This window comes from Pseudarthrobacter sp. S3 (assembly GCF_050156905.1).
In the GTDB taxonomy this organism is placed as follows: Bacteria; Actinomycetota; Actinomycetes; order Actinomycetales; family Micrococcaceae; genus Arthrobacter.
On sequence record NZ_CP189583.1, the window covers coordinates 590746 to 612346 of the forward strand.

Annotated in this window: 26 protein-coding genes; 16 read left to right on the top strand and 10 right to left on the bottom strand. The window is 65.5% G+C overall.

All coding sequences use genetic code 11. From position 1 onward, the window contains the following. Nucleotides 1-42: 42 nt before the first annotated feature. The 5 genes from ACQCSV_RS02910 (at nt 43) to ACQCSV_RS02930 (ending at nt 3391) form a co-directional block, all read left to right on the top strand. The gene (locus tag ACQCSV_RS02910; RefSeq protein WP_426939138.1) at nt 43-951 is read left to right on the top strand and encodes a glycerophosphodiester phosphodiesterase; all 909 of its coding nucleotides are present in this window, start codon (nt 43-45) and stop codon (nt 949-951) included. Nucleotides 952-1025: 74 nt separating this feature from the next. Further along, the gene (locus ACQCSV_RS02915; RefSeq protein WP_426939139.1) at nt 1026-1514 is read left to right on the top strand and encodes a DoxX family protein; all 489 of its coding nucleotides are present in this window, start codon (nt 1026-1028) and stop codon (nt 1512-1514) included. After that, nucleotides 1511-2350, top strand: coding sequence for an AzlC family ABC transporter permease (locus ACQCSV_RS02920; RefSeq protein ID WP_426939514.1), 840 nt, complete (start codon nt 1511-1513; stop codon nt 2348-2350). Before ACQCSV_RS02915 ends, ACQCSV_RS02920 begins: the two co-directional genes overlap by 4 nt. Then, nucleotides 2347-2658 (top strand): AzlD domain-containing protein, encoded by a 312-nt coding sequence (locus tag ACQCSV_RS02925; protein ID WP_354155410.1) that lies wholly within the window; start codon nt 2347-2349, stop codon nt 2656-2658. The genes ACQCSV_RS02920 and ACQCSV_RS02925 overlap by 4 nt, the downstream gene beginning before the upstream one ends. Nucleotides 2659-3082: 424 nt before the next feature. Then, nucleotides 3083-3391 (top strand): hypothetical protein, encoded by a 309-nt coding sequence (locus tag ACQCSV_RS02930; RefSeq protein WP_354155409.1) that lies wholly within the window; start codon nt 3083-3085, stop codon nt 3389-3391. Nucleotides 3392-3396: 5 nt separating this feature from the next. On the opposite strand, the gene ACQCSV_RS02935 is transcribed toward ACQCSV_RS02930, so the two are convergent. Beyond that, nucleotides 3397-3615 (bottom strand): hypothetical protein, encoded by a 219-nt coding sequence (locus ACQCSV_RS02935; RefSeq protein ID WP_282329703.1) that lies wholly within the window; start codon nt 3613-3615, stop codon nt 3397-3399. A gap of 185 nt (nt 3616-3800) precedes the next feature. Then, on the bottom strand, nt 3801-4436 hold the full coding sequence (locus ACQCSV_RS02940) for a helix-turn-helix domain-containing protein (protein ID WP_354155408.1): 636 nt from the start codon (nt 4434-4436) through the stop codon (nt 3801-3803). 120 nt (nt 4437-4556) lie between these two features. Here ACQCSV_RS02940 and ACQCSV_RS02945 point away from each other — a divergent pair, with 120 nt between their 5' ends. From ACQCSV_RS02945 to ACQCSV_RS02970, 6 genes are all read left to right on the top strand, one after another. Continuing rightward, the gene (locus tag ACQCSV_RS02945) at nt 4557-4880 is read left to right on the top strand and encodes a thiamine-binding protein (RefSeq protein ID WP_141139239.1); all 324 of its coding nucleotides are present in this window, start codon (nt 4557-4559) and stop codon (nt 4878-4880) included. A gap of 179 nt (nt 4881-5059) precedes the next feature. Next, complete coding sequence (locus ACQCSV_RS02950) at nt 5060-5737, top strand: O-methyltransferase (protein ID WP_354155407.1); 678 nt, start codon at nt 5060-5062, stop codon at nt 5735-5737. A gap of 99 nt (nt 5738-5836) precedes the next feature. Then, a complete protein-coding gene (locus tag ACQCSV_RS02955) occupies nt 5837-6316 on the top strand; it encodes a DNA starvation/stationary phase protection protein (protein WP_354155406.1) in 480 nt (159 codons plus the stop codon). Between the two features lie 22 nt (nt 6317-6338). Then, nucleotides 6339-7496: a hypothetical protein gene (locus tag ACQCSV_RS02960; RefSeq protein ID WP_354155405.1), complete on the top strand. Its 1158-nt coding sequence runs from the start codon at nt 6339-6341 to the stop codon at nt 7494-7496. Next, complete coding sequence (locus tag ACQCSV_RS02965) at nt 7490-8899, top strand: PIG-L family deacetylase (RefSeq protein WP_354155404.1); 1410 nt, start codon at nt 7490-7492, stop codon at nt 8897-8899. The genes ACQCSV_RS02960 and ACQCSV_RS02965 overlap by 7 nt, the downstream gene beginning before the upstream one ends. Nucleotide 8900: 1 nt before the next feature. Then, complete coding sequence (locus ACQCSV_RS02970) at nt 8901-9659, top strand: glycosyltransferase (protein ID WP_354183334.1); 759 nt, start codon at nt 8901-8903, stop codon at nt 9657-9659. A gap of 197 nt (nt 9660-9856) precedes the next feature. Here the strand turns inward: ACQCSV_RS02970 and ACQCSV_RS02975 are convergent, their stop codons facing one another. The 4 genes from ACQCSV_RS02975 to ACQCSV_RS02990 form a co-directional block, all read right to left on the bottom strand. Next, nucleotides 9857-10966, bottom strand: a complete 1110-nt coding sequence (locus ACQCSV_RS02975) for a YihY/virulence factor BrkB family protein (RefSeq protein ID WP_354155402.1) — start codon at nt 10964-10966, stop codon at nt 9857-9859. A 114-nt stretch (nt 10967-11080) separates the two neighbouring features. Beyond that, on the bottom strand, nt 11081-11680 hold the full coding sequence (locus ACQCSV_RS02980; protein ID WP_354155401.1) for a DUF3618 domain-containing protein: 600 nt from the start codon (nt 11678-11680) through the stop codon (nt 11081-11083). After that, a complete protein-coding gene (locus tag ACQCSV_RS02985) occupies nt 11677-12108 on the bottom strand; it encodes a phage holin family protein (RefSeq protein ID WP_354155400.1) in 432 nt (143 codons plus the stop codon). Before ACQCSV_RS02985 ends, ACQCSV_RS02980 begins: the two co-directional genes overlap by 4 nt. After that, nucleotides 12108-13043, bottom strand: coding sequence for a hypothetical protein (locus tag ACQCSV_RS02990; RefSeq protein ID WP_354155399.1), 936 nt, complete (start codon nt 13041-13043; stop codon nt 12108-12110). The genes ACQCSV_RS02985 and ACQCSV_RS02990 overlap by 1 nt, the downstream gene beginning before the upstream one ends. Before the next feature lie 189 nt (nt 13044-13232). On the opposite strand from ACQCSV_RS02990, the gene ACQCSV_RS02995 reads away from it, so the two are divergent. Both ACQCSV_RS02995 and ACQCSV_RS03000 read left to right on the top strand, forming a co-directional pair. Further along, nucleotides 13233-13739, top strand: coding sequence for a hypothetical protein (locus ACQCSV_RS02995; RefSeq protein ID WP_354155398.1), 507 nt, complete (start codon nt 13233-13235; stop codon nt 13737-13739). A gap of 102 nt (nt 13740-13841) precedes the next feature. Further along, a complete protein-coding gene (locus ACQCSV_RS03000) occupies nt 13842-14792 on the top strand; it encodes a fused MFS/spermidine synthase (protein ID WP_354155397.1) in 951 nt (316 codons plus the stop codon). 15 nt (nt 14793-14807) lie between these two features. On the opposite strand, the gene ACQCSV_RS03005 is transcribed toward ACQCSV_RS03000, so the two are convergent. Continuing rightward, on the bottom strand, nt 14808-15713 hold the full coding sequence (locus ACQCSV_RS03005) for a LysR family transcriptional regulator (protein WP_354155396.1): 906 nt from the start codon (nt 15711-15713) through the stop codon (nt 14808-14810). Nucleotides 15714-15858: 145 nt separating this feature from the next. Between ACQCSV_RS03005 and ACQCSV_RS03010 the strand changes: the two genes are divergently transcribed. Together ACQCSV_RS03010 and ACQCSV_RS03015 are read left to right on the top strand one after the other, a co-directional pair. Beyond that, nucleotides 15859-17241: an MFS transporter gene (locus tag ACQCSV_RS03010; RefSeq protein ID WP_354155395.1), complete on the top strand. Its 1383-nt coding sequence runs from the start codon at nt 15859-15861 to the stop codon at nt 17239-17241. Nucleotides 17242-17293: 52 nt separating this feature from the next. Continuing rightward, nucleotides 17294-18043: a 3-hydroxybutyrate dehydrogenase gene (locus ACQCSV_RS03015; RefSeq protein WP_354155394.1), complete on the top strand. Its 750-nt coding sequence runs from the start codon at nt 17294-17296 to the stop codon at nt 18041-18043. Nucleotides 18044-18130: 87 nt separating this feature from the next. On the opposite strand, the gene ACQCSV_RS03020 is transcribed toward ACQCSV_RS03015, so the two are convergent. Together ACQCSV_RS03020 and ACQCSV_RS03025 are read right to left on the bottom strand one after the other, a co-directional pair. Further along, nucleotides 18131-18394 (bottom strand): hypothetical protein, encoded by a 264-nt coding sequence (locus ACQCSV_RS03020; RefSeq protein WP_354155393.1) that lies wholly within the window; start codon nt 18392-18394, stop codon nt 18131-18133. Between the two features lie 180 nt (nt 18395-18574). Continuing rightward, complete coding sequence (locus ACQCSV_RS03025) at nt 18575-18982, bottom strand: helix-turn-helix domain-containing protein (RefSeq protein ID WP_354155392.1); 408 nt, start codon at nt 18980-18982, stop codon at nt 18575-18577. 123 nt (nt 18983-19105) lie between these two features. Here ACQCSV_RS03025 and ACQCSV_RS03030 point away from each other — a divergent pair, with 123 nt between their 5' ends. Then, nucleotides 19106-19969 carry an SDR family oxidoreductase gene (locus tag ACQCSV_RS03030; RefSeq protein WP_354155391.1) on the top strand — a complete coding sequence of 288 codons (864 nt, stop codon included), beginning with the start codon at nt 19106-19108 and terminating at the stop codon, nt 19967-19969. 43 nt (nt 19970-20012) lie between these two features. On the opposite strand, the gene ACQCSV_RS03035 is transcribed toward ACQCSV_RS03030, so the two are convergent. After that, nucleotides 20013-21488 carry an amino acid permease gene (locus tag ACQCSV_RS03035; protein ID WP_426939140.1) on the bottom strand — a complete coding sequence of 492 codons (1476 nt, stop codon included), beginning with the start codon at nt 21486-21488 and terminating at the stop codon, nt 20013-20015. Nucleotides 21489-21601 lie beyond the last annotated feature (113 nt).

Below are 21601 nucleotides of genomic sequence, written 5' to 3' on the forward strand. Positions count from 1 at the left end.
CCTAGTCCCGCGCCGCCGGGCTTCGTCCGCTAGCGTGTCCTCATGACATTCGAGGAGTCTGTGCCGGAAAGGCCACTGGTTTTCGCTCACCGGGGCGCCAGCGCGGCATTTGCCGAACACACGCGCGCCGCTTACCTGCAGGCGATAGCCGACGGCGCTGACGGGGTTGAGTGCGACGTCCACCTCACCCGGGACCAGCACGCCGTCCTGCTGCATGACGCCAACCTGGACCGGACCTCGGACGGGACCGGGCCCGTCGCGGACCGAACGCTGGCGGAGTTGCGGCTGCTGGACTTTTCGTCCTGGAAGGGCGCCCGGATCCCGGAGGAATACGGTGCCCGGTCTGAGCAGTTCCTTACCCTGCCGGAACTCCTAAACATCCTGCGCGGCGTTGGCCGCCCCATCGGACTGGCCATCGAGTTCAAGCACCCCAGTCCCTACCAGCTGAAACTGGAAGACCGTGTGCTGGGCGTGCTCCGGGGCGAAGGCTGGGACGCTGGAACTTCGATGGTGGACAACGTCCGGGTGACCTTCATGAGCTTCAGCCCCGATTCGGTGAAGCATCTGCTCCGGAGCGTGCCGGCCGCATTCATCTGCCAGTTGGTGGACGACATCGACGTCGACGAACTCCGCGACGACCTGAGCCTTGGCCCCTTGACTGGCGGCGCGATCGCCAATTTGATGAAGGCGGCGCAGTTGGAAGGCGAACGCATCCTGGATGACTGCGAAGTGGGACTCGCGGGGCCAGGCATCATGTACGTCCGCGAGCACGCACGGACGGTGCAGCGCTGGCTGGAATCCGGCCGCCGCTTCCGCGTGTGGACCGTGGATTCCGCGCGGGACGTGGCGCTCTGCCAGGGACTGGGGATCCACGAAATCACCACGAACAAACCTGCCAGTGTGCTGGCGCAGCTCCAACCGAGCGGGCAACAGGTCCAGCTGCCCTCCTGAGCCGGTGCTGTCTGCCGTGTTGTTTAGGTCGCTGCTGTTTAGCCGCCGGCGCGGCGCTGTGATTGAGTGGACCCATGCCTTTTCGCTGGTCCGCCCGGGCCACCCAAACAGTCTCCGCGGCGGCCATGAGCGCGCTGCTGATGGCCAGCGCCATGAAGCACTTCCGCGAGCCACGGTTCTTCGAGCAGGTGGTCCCCGACTATCTTTGCCGCGAGGCGCCAATTGCCGGCGGCCAGTCGCCGGAGGGGCGCGAAATACCAGCGACTGACGGCGTTAGGCGGCCCCTGGCGGTGATGTCACGGAGGGAATGGATTGCGGTGAGCGGACTGCTGGAGGCGGGTGCCGCCGTCGGACTTTTGATACCCGGCATACGCCGCGCAACCGCAACCGCCGTGACTGCAATGTTCACCGTCTTCCTGGCCGGGCACGTGGACGCCCTTCGACGCGCGTATGGCCCTGCCGGTTCGCCAGCGCAGCGCAACGTGCATGCTGTCAGGCTGCCGCTTCAGCTGCCGCTGATCCTGTGGGCCTGGAGCCTGCGGAAACCGGGACGACGGCGATGAAGCTGCTCGCCTCGCCCGCCGTGCGGGTGGGAATCTCGATCAGCATTGCAACGGGGCTTTACGGGATTTCCTTCGGCGCGCTGTCCGTCACCTCCGGACTGGATTTCTGGCAAACCATGGCCCTCAGCCTGCTGCTCTTCAGCGGCGGCTCCCAGTTCGCGTTCATCGGTGTGGTGGCGGGCGGAGGATCCGGTATTGCCGCCATGAGCGCGGCCACGCTGTTGGGCATGCGGAACGGCATCTACGGCATGCAGCTCAACGCGCTCCTGCATCCGACCGGCTGGCGGCGCTATGTCGCGGCGCAGGTCACCATCGACGAGTCGACCGCCACCAGCAGCGGGCAGACTGATCCTGATGAGCAACGCCGGGGTTTCTGGACGGCCGGCATTGGCATCTACATTCTCTGGAACCTGTTCACCGCCGTGGGTGCCCTCGCCGGCAGCGGGTTGGGCGATCCCAGGCAGTGGGGCCTGGACGGTGCCGCGGTGGCCGCATTCCTGGCTCTGCTGTGGCCGCGGCTCAAGGGCCGGGAACCGGCGGCGATTGCCGTGGTGTGCGCCCTGGCCACGGTGGTGGCCGTGCCGTTCGTTCCCGCGGGCGTGCCCATCTTGATCGCCGCCGTGGTGGCCGCGCTGATCGGCTGGTTCAGCCACGGACGCAGTGATGAAGGCCTGGAACCGGACGTGGATCCCTACGATGGGCACCACAGGCGCCGGGACCGGAGCAACGACAGGCACCGGGACAATCAAGTGGACGCGCGTCGGGACAATCAAGTGGACGCGCGTCGGGACAAGCAAGGGGACGGCCACGGGCAGGCAGTGCAGGCGGGCACATGAATCTCTGGATCTGGTTGCTGCTGGCGTGCGTCCTTGCCTATGGGTGGAAGCTGGTGGGCTATTTCGTCCCGGCGAAGCTGCTGAAGGACCCCCGGATGTCGCGTATTGCCGGCACCATGACCATCGGATTGCTGGCATCGCTGACCATCGTCAACACTGTGGCGTCCGGCCAGACGCTGGCCGCCGACGCGCGGCTGGGAGCCCTCGCCGCCGCGGCCGTCGCACTGGCCTTTCGGGCGCCCTTCCTCGTGGTGGTTGTGGTGGGTGCCGGTGCTGCAGCCCTGCTGCGGCTGATCGGTTGGAACTGACTGTCCATCTTGCGAAACCGGCATCAAACTACTGGTGGTGCGGTTCACATGCGTTGTAGCATGGGCCTGGCTATGCAGTTGGCCGTGGACTCTCCTGAGAGCGCTGACCATGGAGATAAGGCTGCACCCAGCCGGTGCAAGACCCGGCAAGACTCACCGTCCAGCACTTGAAGGTTGGCGAGCAGGGCTGCCGGTCAAGCGCTTCTTTACCCGGTTCCTGTCCCTGGCCGACCTTCCGCCCGAGGACCTGGATTTACTTTCCGAGCGCATACGGCGGGCCCTGGACCTCGGCCGGGGAGCGGATATGGCCGCCCTGCACGCGGCGGTTCGGGCCGAACTCCGAATCCGGGAAACGGAACCGGACGGCTGAAGGCCGGAAAATATCGGCGTGAAGCGGTTTGCAATGCCTAAAGGAGCCCCTTAGATGAATGATGAGACCGATCCCAACGCACCCGATCCAGGCAGCAGAACCGATAACCCCAAAGGCTCGGACCCGAGGCCGCGTCCGGTGTACGACACCAGCGTCTCCGAATCGACGCGGGAACTGCGGGATACTTCCCGGCGCCGTCGCGACGCAGAGGAGAAGCTGCAGCAGCACCTGGTGGAGGCCAAGGAGCATGTGCCCCATGACTACGATCATGCGCCGCACAACCATGGCAAGGAACACACCGCGGCGGAGGGGAAAGACAGCGCCGGGCGCCAGGAAACCCCGACTGAAGAACCCCAGCCGTAGGCCGGTCAGGCCGTTTGTTCATCCTCTGGCGACCCGGTCCGGCGGGCGCTTTCTTCAACTCCCAGCTCGTACCAAACCTGCGCACCGAACACTGGGGTGGGAGTGTCGAGGTTTTGGAAGAGGGTGTCCAGCAGATTGGCCAGGTCTTCAGCTGCCAACGAAGGAAGGATCTTCTCCGGGCCTAGGGGGTCGTGGATGAGCCGGGACAGGTCAGCCTGGTTCATCGGCGGACGATGGCGTTGGAATGATTGCGCCGCGATTGTTTCACTATTGCTCCCTCTGAAGATTCAGAGGCTGGCTGCGTAACCCTACCCGAGTCTAATCCAACCTTGGGGCACCAACAATGGGGCCACCGGGGCTCTGTGCAGTCATTGCTTAGCCGGCCCGGCGGTTGGTTAGGCGTGGAGTGTCAGGTGAACTGTGGACCCCGCAGCTGCGGAGCGGGCAGCGGTACGTGCGCGGGCAACGGGCGGTGGGGCCGTTCAGCGCGGATGGCATCCTCGATCAGTGCCAGGGGGCGGCGCCAGGCATCGGAACCCGGTTCCATGGTGTCCACAACGCCGATCAGCATAGCGAGCAGGCGGAACATGTCAGTCATGGAGATATCGGAACGCAGGGTGCCTTGACCTTGGCCGCGGCCCAGCAGAACGCTCATGGAGTCCATCAGTGAGCCGGTGATGCCGGTGAGGAGTTCGCGGCGGCCCGCAACGGCGCCCAGCAGGTTGGCATCAGCGCTGGCCGCGGCCATGAGGGCTTCGAGGACGCGCAGCAGCCCCGCGGTTGCGTCGATGTCAGCCAATGCGCCCGCCATGACGGGGTCCACGGTCTCGCGGAGCTGCCGGTTGAGGGCGGCCAGGACCAGCTCCTCCTTGTCGGCGAAGTTCCGGAACAGGGTGGCCGGGCCAACGCCCGCCGTCAACGCAATGGTCTGGAGTGGAACCTCGGGACCATGCTCCCGGAAGCACTGGCGCGCGGCCAGGATGATCTTGTCCACGTTCCGGGCAGCGTCTGCGCGTAGTGGCTTGCGGACGACAGCAATGCTCATTCGTTCAGGTTAGCAATGCGGCAGGCAGCCATCACGGTTACCGGAGGGTAGCCGGCTATGTGACGCTTTGCCGGCCTCGCTAAACCCGTTCCGGGTTCGGCTGCATGACAGACTTGCCCTATGTTGCTTGCATTTTCAGTCGCCCCGTCCGGTACGCCCGCCGGGGGATCGCGTCCCACCGACGCTTCAGTGCACGACGCCGTTGCGGCCGCCGTGCGGATCGTAAGGGAGTCGGGCCTGCCCAACCAGACGGACTCAATGTTCACCACCATCGAGGGCGAATGGGATGAGGTGTTCGACGTCGTCAAGCGCGCCACCGAAGCCGTGGGAGAGTTTGGCAGCCGTGTCTCATTGGTCATCAAGGCGGACATCCGGCCTGGCTACAAGGGTGAGCTCAGCGCCAAGGTGGATCGCCTCGAAGAGGCACTCTCAGACGGCTCCTAATTCCTGTCACGCAAAGCCTGCTTTTGGCGCCGCCGGGTGGCCGTACCCGCGTCAATTCAAGGATGTGACGCCCGGGGTGAGCCAAAAGCCTGCTCTGCGTGATGCTCCCCCGCAGTCACTGGACGGGTTTCATGCGCCGAGTCCTGGACCGGCGCATGCCCGCGTGCCAGACTGTGGCCATGTTTGAGCACAAGACTCAGCCGGGGTGGGTGGCCGTGGAAGACTTCCTCGCCACCACAGTGGTGCATCCGGACGCTGCGCTCCAGCAGGCGGTTCGCTCCGCCGTCGACGCCGGGATGCCGCCCATTGAAGTCACGCCCAACGCCGGCAAGCTGCTTAAGCTCCTGGTTCAGCTGTCCGGCGCCCGGCGGGTTCTGGAGATCGGCACCCTGGCCGGGTTCAGTAGCATCTGGATGGCGCAGGGACTGCCCGACGGCGGCCGGCTGGTGACGTGCGAATATCTCGCGAAGCATGCGGACATCGCCAAGGCGAATGTGGAGGCGGCCGGGTTGGGGGACAAGGTAGAGGTCCGGGTGGGCGCTGCCCTGGACACTTTGGCCGCGCTGCAGGCGGAGGGTCAGGAGCCGTTCGATTTTGTGTTCATCGATGCGGACAAAGAAAACAACGTCGCGTACCTCGAGTGGTCCGTGCGCCTGGGCCGGCCGGGAACCACGGTTGTCCTGGACAACGCCGTCTGGGAGGGCGCCGTGCTGGATCCTTCCATGGACCAGGTCAACGCCCCCGGGATCATCAGCGCCCTGGAGCTGCTGGGCCGGCACCCGCAGCTCGACGCCACCGTGATCCAGACTGTCGGCTCCAAGGGCTGGGACGGGTTCGCTCTGGCACGCGTCCGCTGAGCGCACAGCGCGGCCGGGTCATTGGTCAATTGCTAAGTATGCTTAGAATGACTGTCCGGCCAATGCTCCGTCCGGAGTCGCCTGCACTGGAGGAACACGATGAAAGCGTCACCCACCCTTGCCAGCAACCTTCAGATGGTCCTCACGGACCTGATTGAGCTCCATCTCCAGGCCAAACAGGCCCACTGGAACATCGTGGGCACCAACTTCAGAGACCTCCACCTGCAACTGGACGAGATCATCGCCAGTGTCCGGCTGTTTGCCGACCAGACGGCAGAGCGGATGCGGGCACTGCACGCCTTGCCCGACGGGCGGAGCCGGACCGTAGCCGCAGACACACGCATTGATGAGCTCACCGGCGGGCTGATTTCTACGAAAGATGCCGTCAAACTGGTCACGGCCAGGCTGGAGCGGACGGTGAAAACCATGCGGGATGTCCACGATGAGGTGGACGAAGAGGATCCCACCAGCGCCGACTTGCTGCATGCCGGCATCGAACGCCTGGAACAGCTGGCATGGATGGTCAACGCTGAAACCATGACGCCGTCCGCCGCCGTCACGGACCCGGCGGCAAAGTAGCTCGGGCCGGAGAAACGCCAGAATGTCCGCATCGCCCCACCTGCCCGTCCGCATGATCTCAACCCAATCCCAGCTGGCTTGGACAGTTCCCCTGCTCGACTCCGTGGCCTCCGTTGCCGGCGACGTTCCCGCGCTGCTGTCGTTGGCCCGGGACGCGGGAGGCAACTGGCCGCAGCCGGGGGGCGGGCATACTGCCCATCTCTGGGAGCTGCTCGCTTCCGTCTCCGCCGTGGACGTTGCCGCCGGCCGTATTTTTGAACCGCATGTGGATGCCCAAGCGATCCTTGCCCAGTCAGAGAACTATCGGGCGGCCCACGATCCTGCCGACCGCGCGGGGGCATGGGGAGTGTTTGCCGCCGAAGGCCCAGGGCTTCGCCTCGAGGCCAAGACCGGTGACGCCGGAATTCTATTAATCGGGTCCAAGCCGTGGTGTTCCGTGGCGGCGCTCCTGGACCGGGCCGTTATCACTGCCCACACAGAAACCGGCGGACGAGCCGCCTTTGCCGTGGACCTCTGGCATCCGGGCGTGACCTGTGACGAGCCGGCATGGGTGGCCCGCGGGCTGCGGGAGATTCCCAGCGGTACGGTCCATTTCAGCCACGTGCCCGCGCAGCAGCTGGGCAGCGACGGCTGGTATTTCAGCCGGCCCGGTTTTGCCTGGGGTGGCATGGGGGTAGCTGCCTGTTGGCTGGGGGGCGCCGTGGGCGTGGCACGGGACTACAAAGATGCGTTGGCTGCCGCAGCCCGGTCCGGCCGCGAACCTGACCAGATTGCCCTGGCTGCACTCGGCGAAACAGACAGGATCCTCACCGCCGCGCTCCAGTACCTGGCGCGAACAGCAACAGCTATTGACGACGGCGGCCTGTCCACCGGGGAAGATGCACCGCAGACTGGAGGCCGCAGCCCTGAAGCCAGGCAAAACACCCGGAAGCCAGGGGCGCACACAGGGACGAACCGGAGCGTATGGAGCGATGCGTTACGCGTACGCGGAACCGTAGCGGCCGCCGTCGAACGCGTCCTCTCCCTGGTAAGCCAGAACCGGGGACCGGCGCCGCTGGCGTTTGACGAACCGTATGCCAAGCGCATGGCTGACCTGGCGCTGTACGTGCGCCAGCACCATGCAATGCGAGACGATGCGCAGCTGGGAAAACTGACGCTGAAGGGGGAACATCTGTGGTGACTTTTTCGCACACGGACCAGGGGACTGCCGAGGCCCGTTGGGCGGCGAGCGGGCTCGCCGCGATAGCGGAGTTGCCGTTGGGGCAAAACGAATTGGCTGCCATGCGGTTCGTGGTGTTGGCTGCACACCCCGACGACGAGACCCTGGGCGCCGGGGGCCTGCTGGAGCTGCTGCACTCGCTGGGCGCCGACGTCGAGGTGCTGCTGTGCACGGCGGGGGAGGGCTCGCACCCGGACTCGGCTACAACCACGCCTGAACAGCTCGCCGCCGTCCGGCTTGAGGAGTTTGCGGCGGCGATGCGAGTCCTGGGGATGGCCGGACGCTGGCGCTTCCTCGGTCTGCCGGACAGGGGCCTGCAAGAACTGGCGCCGGAAATCGCCAGCCGGCTGCGCGAGGCCATTGGCCGATTCACCGGCCCACCGCAGCAGCTGGCGATTGTGGCCCCTTACCGGGATGACGGGCACGCGGACCACAACGCCCTCGGCGCGGTGGCTGCGGACGTCGCCGGCGTCGATGGGCACGGCCTGCTGGAGTATCCCATCTGGTACTGGTTGTGGGCCTCCCCGGAGGACCCTGCCTGGCGGTCCTGGGCGCGCTTTCCGCTAAGTACTGAACAGCAGGCGGCGAAGAGATCCGCCATGGACTCCCACACGAGCCAGATCCGTCCGCTGTCCGGGCTCCCCGGGGACGAAGTGCTCCTCGGCGAGGGGCTGCTGCAACATTTCAGGCGCTCTTTTGAGACATTCGCCTGGACGCCGCCGGGGGCCCAACTGGTCCCATCCCCTCCCCATTCCAGCGCGGACGCGCAACGGATCTTCGACGCCGTACACGCGAAGTCCGATGACCCCTGGGCGTACACCACCAGCTGGTACGAGCGGCGCAAGCGCACCCTCACCCTCGCCGCGCTGCCCCAGGAGACCTACTTTTCTGGCCTGGAAATCGGCTGCTCCATCGGAACATTGACCGCCGAACTGGCCACCAGATGCGCCAGCCTGCTTGCCGTGGATGCCAGCGGTACCGCGCTTGATCTTGCGGCCCGCCGTCTCGCGCCGTTTCCCGGCGTCAGCACGCGGCAGTTGACGCTCCCTGCCGACTGGCCCGGGGGCCGCTTCGACCTCGTGGTGGTCTCCGAGGTGGGCTACTACCTGTCGGCGGCAGAGTTGGAGGTGCTGCTGCAGCGGATCCAGGAATCGATGGCGCCGGGCGGCACGCTGCTGCTGTGCCACTGGCGGCACCCGGTTTCCGGATGGGAGCTCGACGGCGACTCGGTCCACGCGCTGGCCCGGAACCGGCTGCGGTGGCCCACCGCCGGTCTGTACCAGGAACGCGATTTTGTGCTGGAAACGCTCGTGGCTCCCGCCGATGGCAGCGACGCCGGCGATCCCGGACCTCCGGTGTCCTGAGATGGGCAGGATCGAGCAGGTTGCCGCGGTCATTCCGGTCCATAACGAGGAACCGCACCTGGCACGTGCGCTGGCAGCGCTCAGTAGCGCAGCTGATGCGCTGCAGCAAAGCCAACCGGAGATCGACGTCGCCATCGTGGTGGTTTTGGACGCCTGCACGGACGGCTCGGGCACCGTGGCGGCGCGGTTTGCAGCGGCGGATGGCCGCATCACCCTGCTGCCGGTCGTGTTCCGCAGCGTGGGGAGGAGCCGGAGGGCAGGGATTAACCTGCTGCTCGCAGGACGCGGGCCGGACCGTGCGCGGGCGGGCCGCGTGCTGGCCACCGAACGGGTGTGGCTGGCCAATACAGACGCCGATTCCTGCGTTCCGGACAACTGGCTCCTCCGCCAGGTGGAACTGGCTGACCGCGGCGCCGATGCAGTCTTGGGAACGGTGGAACCGGATCCGGCCGGGATGGACGGCGAACTCCTGCGGCGCTGGCACGTTCGGCATCCGCTGGGGGAGGACCATCCCCATGTGTACGGTGCGAATTTCGGGGTACGGGCCTCGGCCTACATTGGGGCTGGCGGCTTTCCCTGCCAGCCCTCGCATGAGGACCGGGTCCTGGCAGCACAGCTGCGCCGCAACGGGTACCGAATAACTTCCACGGACGCGGTCCGGGTTGTGACCTCCGGGCGGACCGAGGCCCGGGCGCCGCAGGGATTCGGCGCCTATCTGCTGGCTCTGGGCATGGAATCCGCTGTGGCGTTCGAACGCTGAAGAAGCATAAACGGTGGAACCACATGGATGCTGCGCAGCGAACACAATGAGGGGGCCGACGACGACTGGGGGGACTGGCCTCGGTCTCAGGAGAGGCCACCTCGCCGCCGACCCCGCCTGACACCCGGGACGCCACGGCCCCGGGAAACCCGAAGGAATCTGCTGGTATTAATTTTCCTCTAAGTTGGGTGCCCTGCCTAGTCCTCGGGGTCCGGCGTGGTGGTGTCCCGTTCCGACTGCTCCGCGCCGTTCCGATGGTGCTCACGCAGCTCGCGGCCGCGCCGGATATCGTCCTCCTCCTGCTCTTGTATCTTCTCGCTCCTCTTGGTGTCCCGGGGCGGCAGTTGGATGGTCTCCTCGGCCTCGATTCCGGCCTGGAGTTGCCGTCCCCGCTCCATCTCGGCGTCGAACTCTGCCCCGAACAGCAGCGACATGTTCAGGATCCACAGCCAGAGCAGCATCACGATCACACCGCCGAGCGCGCCGTACGTTTTGTTGTAATTGCCGAAGTTGGCCACATAGAAGGCGAAACCCAGCGAGGCCAACAGGAACACCACTAAGGCGATAAACGAGCCGATGCTCATCCACCGGAACCTGGGTTGCCTTACGTTGGGCGTGGCGTAGTAGAGCATGGCGATGATAGCCATGACCAGGGCCACGATCACGGGCCATTTGGCGATGTTCCAGACAGTGAGGAACGTGTCGCTGAGCCCGATGGCCCCGCCGACTGCCTCCGAGACCGGTCCACTGAGCACCAGCAAGCCGGCGAGGACGGCCACCGTGACCACTGCCAGCAACGTCACGGCCAGCATGGTTCCGCGCAGCTTCAGGAAGGGGCGGCCCTCATCCACTTCGTAAATTCGGTTCATGGCCCGGCCGAACGCTCCGACATATCCGGAGGCTGACCACAGCGCAGCTGCGAGGCCGACGAACAGGGTAAGTCCGGCGGCAGGCGCGGCGGCGAGCTCCTGCACGGGCCCGCTGACGGTGTTCACAGTGTCTGCGGGCGCAACGCCCCGGACGATTTCGAGCAGGGCCGTGCTGGTCTTTTCCGCATCGCCGAAAAGGCCTACCAGTGAAACCAATGCCAGCAACGCCGGGAACAGTGAAAGCACGGCGTAATAGGTCAGGGCTGCCGCCAGATCGGGGCACTGGTCCTTGCTGAACTCCCTGATCGTTTTTTTGGCGATGAACTGCCAGGACGGTTTGGTGACGTCGGTGGGGCTATCCGGTTTCCGGGAATCGTCGGGCGCCGGAGCGCTGCACGCCTTGGCGGTGCTGGTTTCGGGCGCGTCGTGAGTGGTCATGGGGTGTCCTCCGATGTTGGAAAAAGGAGCGGGCCGGTTCCGCCTGGGGAGGCGGAACCGGCCCGTCTGCGCGCTGTAGTCGTAAGGTTTTGGCGCCCTCAGGGGCCGTCGCCGTTACGTGTTCTGCACATTCTCCCTCGCGTCCGCGGCACGGTCTTTGACGTCCGCTGCCGCAACCTGGCCTTCTGTCTTGACGTGTTCGGCCGCGTCGGCGGCGGTGGCCTTGACGTTCTCCATGGCTTCCCGCGCCGGTTCTTTCAAGCCCTCAGCGATCTCCTTAGCGGCCTCGGTCAGCTCGGTGGTCAACGGTTCGGCGGCGGACTTGAGGGCATCCGCTGCTTCGCGTTCCTTCTCGCTCGCCGGGATCAGCGATGACAACAGCAGGCCGGCGCCGAAAGCGATGAGCCCAGCAGCAAGCGGGTTGCCCTGCGTCTTGGCCTTCACCTGGTGCGGAGCGTCACCGATGGCAGCACCCGCTTCGATGAGGGCGTTGCCTGCACTGTCGGTGCGGGTGCCACCATGCACGCGGCTGGTGGCGTCGGCTGTTCCCATGACTTTCTCCTTCACTCCGAACACGGCGTCCTTGACCTTGTCTGTCTGACGATGGACGATGTTCGACGGCGTCACTTTGTCTGCCACCGCGTCCACGCTCGTGCCCAGGCGGGCGCGGGTTGCCTCAATATCTGAACGGATAACGTCCGGGTTGTCGCTCATGGTTTTACCTCACCGGGTTTTAGGGTTGGGGGAATTTTCTGGAGTGTTTCAGCGGTTTGGGGCATGCCCTTTACAGTTTTGAGCTCCCTGCGGCCCACGGAGGCCAGCACAGCGGCGATGACGCCCCAGATGACAGCGACGACGACGGCGGACCAGCCGAGTCCCATCAGCCCGCCCAACGCGACCCAGAGGGCGATTGACAGGAACAGGAGCACGAAGTGGCCGGCTACGCCGGCGCCGGCCAGCATGCCACCTCCCCTGCCTGCCTTGCTGGCGGATTCCTTGAGTTCGGCCTTGGCAAGCTCCACTTCCTGGCGCATGAGCGTGGAAAGGTCGCGCGTCACCTCGCCGAGCAGGTCACCCAACGACGTGTTGTCCGCCTTAGCATGCGCCGCAGACGGGGGAGGCGCAGGTATCTGGCTGCTCATCAGAGCCTGCCAGCCTGGCCGTCTGCGGAGCGGTCCCGGGTCAGGGGGTCGTTGGCCATAGGATCGTCGGCGAAAGCGCCATCCGGCAAGGGATCGTCGTCGCGGCGCTCATCAGACCACTCCTCCGCGAGCTGCGGGCGGTCCAACGTACTGGCGGGACGCGAGGGGTCACCGTAGCTGCTCCCCGGTGCGCCGCCGTCGAACCCTGCCGTGTTGTAGGCCGGGCCCGGCAACTGCACCGGCGGGGGCGGGACAGTGCCACCAGCCGACGGCGTGTAGCCGCCAGGACCCGCGACATGCTGGCCGCCCGTGCCAGGGTAATTCGACGCGGACTCTGGTGCGCCGGCGCTCAGGCTGCGGCTGAGCCGGCCGGCAAGGACTCCTGCGCCGGCCGCGAGAAGCAGGAAAGTCCCGGGTCGCTGCCGGGCGAAGGTTTTGACCTCGTCCAGGAGCGACCCCGGGTCCCGTCCGTCCAGCCAGGTGGCGACGGACGAGGAACGTTCCGCTGCCTGGCGGACCATGTCGGTGGCCACCCCGGGCTGGTCGGACGCCTGAGCCATGGCGTGCAGTTCGTCCGAGACTGACCGGAGGCCGCTGGCTACCTTCTGCTGCTGCGCGCTGGCCTGTTGGGTGAGGTCATGGCGGGCCTGGTGCAGGAGCTCCTTGGTGTTCGCCTTGGCCTCCGATGCGACGTTGGCCGCTTCCGACTTGGCGGTTTCAGCCACACTCTGTGCGGAATCTGCCGCGGTCCGCGCCACATCTCCGGCTTCTTCTTTGGCTGCATCCGTGCGGGAGGTCCCGTAGGTATCACCCGTCTGCGGCGCTGCAGTGGGTAACGTGCTGGGGAACGTACTTGGCGCACGTTCTCCTGTGGTTCCGTGGGTGGCCGGTGGAGACGGGTAAGCCGAATCCTCGGGCCATTGGTTCTCTGTCATCTTCGCTCTCTCTTTCCAAAGAAGGCCTGTTGTTGATTAAGAACCAGCGATACTGGCCGTAAAATAGTAAGCATGATTAGTAACGGAAGGTAAGTACCCTTCCTACCTGAATTTCAAAAGGGGTTCGTATCGCCTGCCGCCCGGCATCGCAGGGACCCCGTCACAATGAAGTGGAAAGGGTGGGCAGTCGTGGATACAACATCGTGGGTTTGGGTGATTATTGCCATCGTTGTGCTGGTCCTGATTGTGCTGTGGCTGGTGACCGGGCGTCGCCGTCAGGCCATGCAGCAGAAGCGGGACGAATCACACCGCGAAAAGGCCGCCGAAATGCGCAGGAAAGCCGAGAACATCGAGCTCGATGCGCGTGAGAACGAAGCCCGGGCCACCCGCGCCCGTGCCGACGCGGAAAAGGCACAGGTGGACGCTGCGAGGCTGAAGCAGGAGGCTGAGCAGAAGGCCGACGCTGCCAGGTCGCTCCGGGAAGACGTGGCCGAGCGCACCCAGAAGGCTGATGCCCTGGACCCCGACATGGATCAGGACGGGGACGCAGCGCGTACCGATGCCATGCGGGCCGACGCCGACATGCATCCGGATGACGCCATCCGCACCGACGCCACGCGCTCCGATGCCACCCGGGCGGAGGCACTTCGGCGGGATCAGGAAAAGGAAGATCGGGACAGGCCGCTGGCAACCTAGCCAGCTTGCGGCGCCCGGACCGGTCTGGACTGAGGCCGGGCCGGACCGCCGGCGCTGGGTGGTCACTTATGGTTGATCCATGACTGAAGCGGCACACGGGTAATGGCAAAGCGTGCCAAGTCAGGCGGGCGGAACAGCCAGCGTTCGACGGCGGGTGTCATCGAGGTGCCCAAGGGGAGCCGTCCTGAGGGCCCGGTTGAGGGCGTCTACTACGTTGATACCGGCGACTGCGAGCTCATTGCGGACCAGGACAACTCCAACGGGTGGCTCCTGAAGATCAACGGTGTCATGAGCTCCCACATAGACCTCGCCGATCCGTTGTTCCTCGATTTTGAGTACATGCGCTGGATGGCGGCCCTGATTGAGTCCCGTTGGCCGCCGCAGGCCGGCAAGAGCGGAGCCAGGGTGGTCCCGCCCGCCGCGAGCGGGACGCAGAAGCTGCGCGGACTGCATCTGGGTGGCGGGGCCTGTTCGCTGGCCCGCTACTTCCACGCCGCCTATCCTGACGCCCGGCAGGTGGTGGTGGAGCTCGACGGCAAACTGGCAGAGTATGTCCGCGGCTGGTTCGACCTGCCCAAGGCACCGTTCCTTCGGCTCCGTGTGGGAGAGGCCCGCGAGGTCACCGAGACGCTGACACCGGACAGCCGCGACTTCATCATCCGAGACGTGTTTGCCGGTTCACTCACACCGCGGCCGCTCACCACCGCCGAGTTCAATGACCACATCCAGCGGGTCCTGGCGCCGGGCGGCATCTATGTGGTGAATTCCGGCGACGCGCCCGACCTGAAGAATGCGCGTGAAGACGCCGCCACCATCGCGGCCGCATTCAAATACACCGTCATCATCGCCGACCCCGCCATGCTGAAGGGCCGCCGCTACGGCAACATGGTCATGGCCGGCAGCGACAGCCCGCTCGACGGAGACCCGCAGCTGGCCCGCCGGCTGCTGGGCGGCGCCGTCCCGGCCCACATCTGGAACGACGCCCAGGTGCGCGCCTTCGCCGCGAACTCCCCGGTTCGTCACGACCCACCCGCACCAGCGACTGAGGGTTAGCCGATTTCGACGGGCTCAAGCACGGTTTCCCCGGCCCAGCAGGGCATTCCGGTGCGCCGCCGTTTGGTCGCGCAGAGCCTGTACAACGGCGGCCACGGCGGGGCGGCGCATCGAATCGGGCCGAAGCACCATCCAATACGGGAGCAACTCGGCGAAGTCGTCGGGGAGCAGCCGGACCAGGTCAGTGTGCAGATTGCCCATAAAGCACGGCAGGAAGCCGATGCCTGCGCCGGCACGTGTGGCCTCCACGTGGACAAACACGTTGGTGGAGGTGAGCCCTTCGCGCATGGCAGGCACCAGCCGCCGGGGTGCGTCCAGATCGTCCACCTGCAGCATGGAATCTACAAAGTAGACCAGCGGGTGCTCCGTCAGTTCAGCCACGCTCGCCGGCGTCCCGTTCTCGGCGAGGTAGGCATGCGAGGCGTACATCCCCAGCATGTACTCGCCCAATTGCACAGCTTCGGCCCGGTGGACCTGCGGTTCGCCCACCACTACTTCGATGTCCAGGCCCGACCGCTGCTGCAGGGCCCGCCGGGTCATAGTCACCACTTCCACGCTCAGCCCCGGGTGTTTCCGGCGGAGCCGCGCCACCGCGGGTGCGGCAATGTAGGCGCTGAAGCCATCGGTCGCGGTCATGCGTACGACGCCGGTAATCGGGTCAGGTGCCTGGCCTGCCGGTCCCAGCGCACTCACCGCTGCCTCAACCTGTTCGGCAACCCGGACAGCGTCCGTGCCCAGCTCCGTCAGTTCCCAGCCGCCGGCCGCCCGGGCCAGGACGCGGCCGCCGAGCGCCTTCTCGAGGGTGGCTATCCGACGCGAAACGGTGGTGTGGTTCAGCCCCAACACTTGCGCCGCCGTCGTAAATTTTGCGGAGCGGGACACCGCGAGCAGGACCAGGAGATCATCGGGATTAGCCTTCATATCTGCAATTGTGCACACAGCGGGTGCTGGTTTGGCCATTGAAGGCGCATGTTTGTGCAGTAATACTCAGTGGAGCCATTAGTGCTGTGGATTCGAAGTGCAGTGGATCACAGCGCGTGTCAAAGTGGACACTAAGGAGAAACTCATGAGCGTAGAGCAGCGCTCGGCAGACAATGCCGCCGGATCCGCACCCAAGGGATCCGGACTGAAGAAGATTGTGGCCGCCTCGATGGTGGGCACGGTGGTGGAATGGTACGAATTCTTCCTCTACGCAACCGCCGCCACCCTGGTCTTTGGGAAGTACTTCTTCCCTGCCACCGGCAACGAGCTGGACGGCATCATCCAGGCGTTCCTCACCTATGCGGTGGGTTTCGTGGCGCGCCCCCTCGGCGGGATCGTCTTCGGCCAGATCGGCGACAAGCTGGGCCGCAAACCCACGCTGCAGCTGACCATCGTGATCGTTGGCGTGGCCACCTTCCTGATGGGCTGCCTCCCGGGCTTCGCTGACATCGGCTACCTGGCCCCGGCGCTGCTGGTGGCCCTCCGCTTCATCCAAGGCTTCGCGCTCGGCGGTGAATGGGGCGGCGCGGTACTGCTAGTTGCCGAACACAGCCCCAACAAGTCCCGCGGATTCTGGTCCAGCTGGCCGCAGGCCGCCGTGCCGGTGGGCAACCTGCTGGCAACACTGGTTCTGTTCATCATGTCCACCACCCTGAGCCCCGAAGCGTTCCTCGGCTGGGGCTGGCGCGTGGCCTTCTGGCTCTCCGCCGTGATCGTCTTCGTTGGCTACTACATCCGCACCCACGTCACCGAGGCACCCATCTTCCTGGAGGCCAAAGCCCTGCTGGAGAAAGAACAGGCTGTCAGCTACGGGGTCTTCGAAGTAGTCCGCAAATACCCCAAGGGCATCCTGCAGGCCATGGGGCTGCGCTTCGCGGAGAACATCATGTACTACCTGGTGGTCAGTTTCGCGATCGTCTACCTCAAGAGCGTGCACAAGTACGACACGTCCTCGCTCCTGCTGGCACTCCTGATTGCCCACGTCATCCACTTCCTGGTCATCCCGCAGGTTGGCCGTCTCGTGGACAAGGTAGGGCGGAAGCCCGTCTACCTGATCGGGTCCATCTCCGGTGCGGCCTGGCCGTTCTTCGCCTTCCCCATGTTCGATACGCGCAACGCCGTGGTGATTGTCCTGGCCGTGACCATCGGCCTGTGCCTGCACGCGTTTATGTATGCCGGCCAGCCCGCCATCATGGCCGAGCTCTTCCCCACCCGGATGCGGTACTCGGGTGTATCCCTGGGCTCCCAGGTCACCTCGATCTTCGCTGGTTCGCTGGCGCCGCTGCTGGCTACCCAGTGGCTCAAGGACACCGGTTCCTGGCTGCCCACGGCCATCTACCTGGTGGTCGCCTGCGCCATCACTACGGTGGCGGTGCTGAGCCTGAAGGAAACGAAGGGCATTGCTCTGGAAGAAGTGGACAAGGCCGACGCCGCCCGCGAGGGACTGCTCCCGGCCGGCTCACGCTGAGCTGCTTGAGCCTCCGAACTACTAAGGACCGGGTAAAACGATGGGAAGTGCAATGGATAACACCCTGAACGGCCGCAAGGCCGTAGTGACCGGCGGCGCCAGCGGGATCGGGGCTGCCTGCGTCAGGGAACTCGCCGCCCGCGGGGCGAAAGTGGTGGTGGCCGACGTCGACTCCGCCGGCGCTGCCGCCCTCGCTGATGAAGTGGGCGGCACGGCCTGGGCCGTGGACCTGCTGGACGTGGACGGACTCGCCACCCTGAGCCTGGACTGCGACATCCTGGTGAACAACGCCGGGATTCAGAGCATCAGCCCCATCGAAGCGTTCGATCCGGCGGACTTCCGCCGGATCATCGCGCTTATGCTCGAAGCCCCGTTCCTGCTGATCCGGGCCGCACTGCCGCACATGTACGCCAACGGCTTCGGCCGGATCATCAACGTGTCATCCGTGCACGGAATCCGGGCCTCCCCGTTCAAAAGCGCGTATGTTTCCGCCAAGCACGGCCTCGAAGGGCTGAGCAAGGTGACGGCGCTTGAGGGCGGGGAGTACGGAGTCACATCCAACTGCATCAACCCCGGCTACGTCCGGACCCCGCTCGTCGAGAAGCAGATTGTGGACCAGGCCAAGGTGCACGGCATCCCCGAGGCCGAGGTGCTGGCCAAGGTGATGCTCACCGAGTCCGCTGTGAAACGCCTGGTGGAACCGGAGGAAGTTGCTTCGCTGGTGGCCTGGATGGCGTCCGATCATGCCGGCATGGTCACCGGGTCCAGTTACGTGATGGACGGCGGCTGGTCGGCTCGGTAAGCCCCCAACAGTCCTTCCGGGGCTTGGAGTTTTTGTCCAGATAACGCGGGTTCCAGGGTCTGATGGGTGCGTTATCTGGACAAAAACTCAGTCCTGGCGCCTCAGGTGGCGGTGATCGTAGAAGAAGACCCCAGCCGCGGCTCTGAGTTCCACGGACGGACCGCGGTGGGACATGATGATCCCCGCGTGCCGGCCGTTGAACGGATCGTCGCCCACCACTGCTTCGCCCACGCGATAGGGGCACCGCGGGCGGAGCGCCGCGAGGACCCGGCCGCAGGCGCGGCGAACGAGGGAAGAAAGTCTGACAGGCCGCCCCATGCTGGCTCGGTCCTGGACATGTGCTTTTACCATGCGAACCACTCCTTGAAGCGGCGTTGAGCCGCTCAGTTTGGTGCGGTAGCCGGAAAGCTCCCAGCAGAGGATGGTCCTCCTATTCCTGGCTGGCACCTTACAGATACCGTAGGCCCTATTCACACCAGTCACACCAGTAACATGTACCTGTCTTTGCGGACCAGTTCTACCTAGGCGATTTCAGGGTCGGTCCGGGCTGTTGAGGATGTCGTCGGCGTTGTTGTAGGCCCACGTGACCAGTGGAACCAGCAGGCTGGACAGTTCATAGCCGCGCTCGGTCAGGCTGTAGTCCACGCGGGGCGGGATGACCGGCTGGGCCTTTCGCAGCACCAGTCCGTCTCGCTCCAGGGTCTTGAGGGTTTGAGCCAGCATTTTCTCGCTGATTCCCTCCGCGCGGCGCCGGAGTTCGCTCCAGCGCTGCTCACCTTCCGAGAGCGCCAGCAGGATCAGCACTCCCCACTTGCTGGTGATGTGGTCCAGGACGGTGCGGCTGGGGCACCCGGCCGGGAACACGCCGTCGGCCAGTCCTTCGGGCAGATGTGCCCGGAGATCTGCCGGCAGGCTGGCGGGCCATACGGTTGCTTCCATACCCATAACTTACCAAAAGGTAAGTACCTTACCTCAAAGTGCGTACTGTCTTTCAGGAAGTAATGGCAAGGATGGCTGGTTGTGAGGGGTGACCCCCTTAGGAATGGTGAAAGGAACCAACCCATGAGCATCGTTATCACTGGAGCAACCGGACGGCTTGGCCGTCACGTCGTCGAGGCCCTCCTGCAGCGCAATGTTCCGGCAGCAGAGATCGTGGCTGCCGGCCGGTCCATTGAAAAGCTTGCCGACTTCGCAGCCCGCGGCGTCCAGGTCAGGGCGATGGACTACACGGACCCCGCCTCGGTGGCGCTGGCACTGCAGGGCGCCAGCAGAGTCCTCCTGATTTCCGGCAGCGAGGTTGGCCAGCGCGTGGACCAGCACCGCACCGTGATTGAGGCAGCAGCAGCGGCGGGCGTGGAGTTGATCGCCTACACCAGCATCGCCAATGCAGACACCACCGGCATGAAGCTGGCCGCCGAGCACCAGGCAACGGAGGCCATCCTGAAGGAGGCAGGCGTGCCGTTCGCCATCCTCCGCAACAGCTGGTACCTCGAAAACTACACCGAACAGCTCCAGGGCACGCTTGCCCAGGGCACGCTTGCCGGCAGCGCCGGGGAAGGCAGGATCAGTGCCGCGTCCCGGGCGGACTACGCCGAAGCCGCCGCCGCCGTGCTGGCTGCCGAAGACCAGGCCGGCAAGATCTACGAGCTCGGTGGGGACCACGCCTTCACGCTCACCGAACTGGCCCGTGAAATCAGCACCGCGGCCAACAGGCCCGTGGTTTACCAGGACCTTCCTGCCAGCGACTACGCCGGACTTCTCGCCGGGTTCGGCGTGCCGGAGCTCTTCGCGGACATCCTGGCGGACTCGGATCTCGGGATTGCCCGGGGCGACCTCCTGGTCAGCGGCTCGGACCTCCGGACGCTGATCGGCCGGCCGACAACGCCCATGCCGGCTGCCGTCCGTTCCGCGCTCGCTTCGGCCTAAACAGCCCCGCGGCCTGGTTGCCCGGTCGCGTTGCCCGGCACCGTCAGGTGACCACCGGCAGCGGCGAGGTTTCGTCCACGAGTTCGGCCCGGCGTCGTCCGTTCCCCTTGACCCACAGCCGGTAGGCGAGGACCAAAAGCCCCAGCCACACCGCGCCCACGTAGAGAGCCACGCGGGTGTCCTCGAAGGCGCCCAGGACGGCGATGACCAGTGCCATAAACGCGATGGTCAGGATGGAGGCAGCCGGCCACCACGGGGACGGGAATTCCGACGCCGGCAGGCCCTTCCGCGCGATCTCGCCTTTCATTGCGACATGTGAAGCCAGGATCATGACCCACACCCAGACGGTGGCGAACGTGGCAATCGAGGCGATCAGGATAAAGACGTCCTCGGGAATGACAGCGTTCAGAACCACGCCCACCAGGAGGATGCCGGCCATCATCACTACCGTCATCCATGGCACACCATGGCGCGAGACCCTGCCGAAAACTGCCGGTGCATGGCCTTGGCCGGACAGCCCGAACAGGATGCGCCCGGCACCGAAGATGTCGCTGTTGATGGCGGAGAGTGCAGCGGTGATCACCACGGCGTTGAGAATATGCGGTGCGGCCGGGATCCCCAGGCCGCTGAAGATCTGGACGAACGGGCTCCCGTTGGTCCCGATCTCGTTCCACGGGAACAGGCTCATCAGCACGCCGAGAGTCAGGACGTAGAACAGCAGGACGCGGACCGGCACCGTATTCACGGCCTTGGGGATGACCTTCTTGGGGTGTGCGGCCTCCCCGGCGGTGATGCCGAGCGTCTCGATCCCGCCGAATGCGAACATCACGACGGCGAACGATGCCAGCAGTCCCTCGAAGCCGTTGGGGAACAGCCCGCCGGGCTCCACGAGGTTGCCGAGTCCCGGAGTCACTGTGGAACCGCCGGCCTGGAAACCAAAGGCGATGATGGCGGCGCCGCCGACGATCATGGCGATGATGGCCACCACCTTGATCAGCGAGAACCAGAACTCGAGCTCGCCGAAGACCTTCACGCTGAGCAGGTTCATTGCGGCCAGGAAACAAATAATGGCCAGGATCCAGATCCAGCGGTCCACCTGGGGAAACCAGAAGCCCATATAAATGCTGAATGCAGTGACATCGGCGATGGCCACAATCGCCATCTCAAAGACATAGGTCCAGCCGGTCACAAACCCTGCCAGCGGTCCGAGGTAGCGGCTGGCGTACTGGCCGAAAGAGCCCGAGACGGGATGCCGGACGGCCATCTCGCCGAGGGCCCGCATGACCATGAAGACTGCCGCGCCGCCGATAACGTAGGCCAGCAGGACCGCCGGGCCCGCCTTCTGGATGGCCGAGGCTGAGCCGTAGAACAGGCCTGTGCCGATCGCCGAACCCAGGGCCATAAAGCGGATATGGCGGACGTTCAGTCCCCGGTTCAGGACGTGCGCGACGGCGGCTCCCGGCTTGGGCTGTTCAGCCGGGCTTGCGTCTTGGGTGGCGGCGCCTGGTGCTTGCTGCATACGAATACCTTCTCGTCATTGGGAGGGGGATCGCCAACCAGCAGACCACTTTGGCGCCCCTGGCGATGAGACTCACGGGCGGTTGGTGTCTTCCATCTCAGACTGGGGGTTGG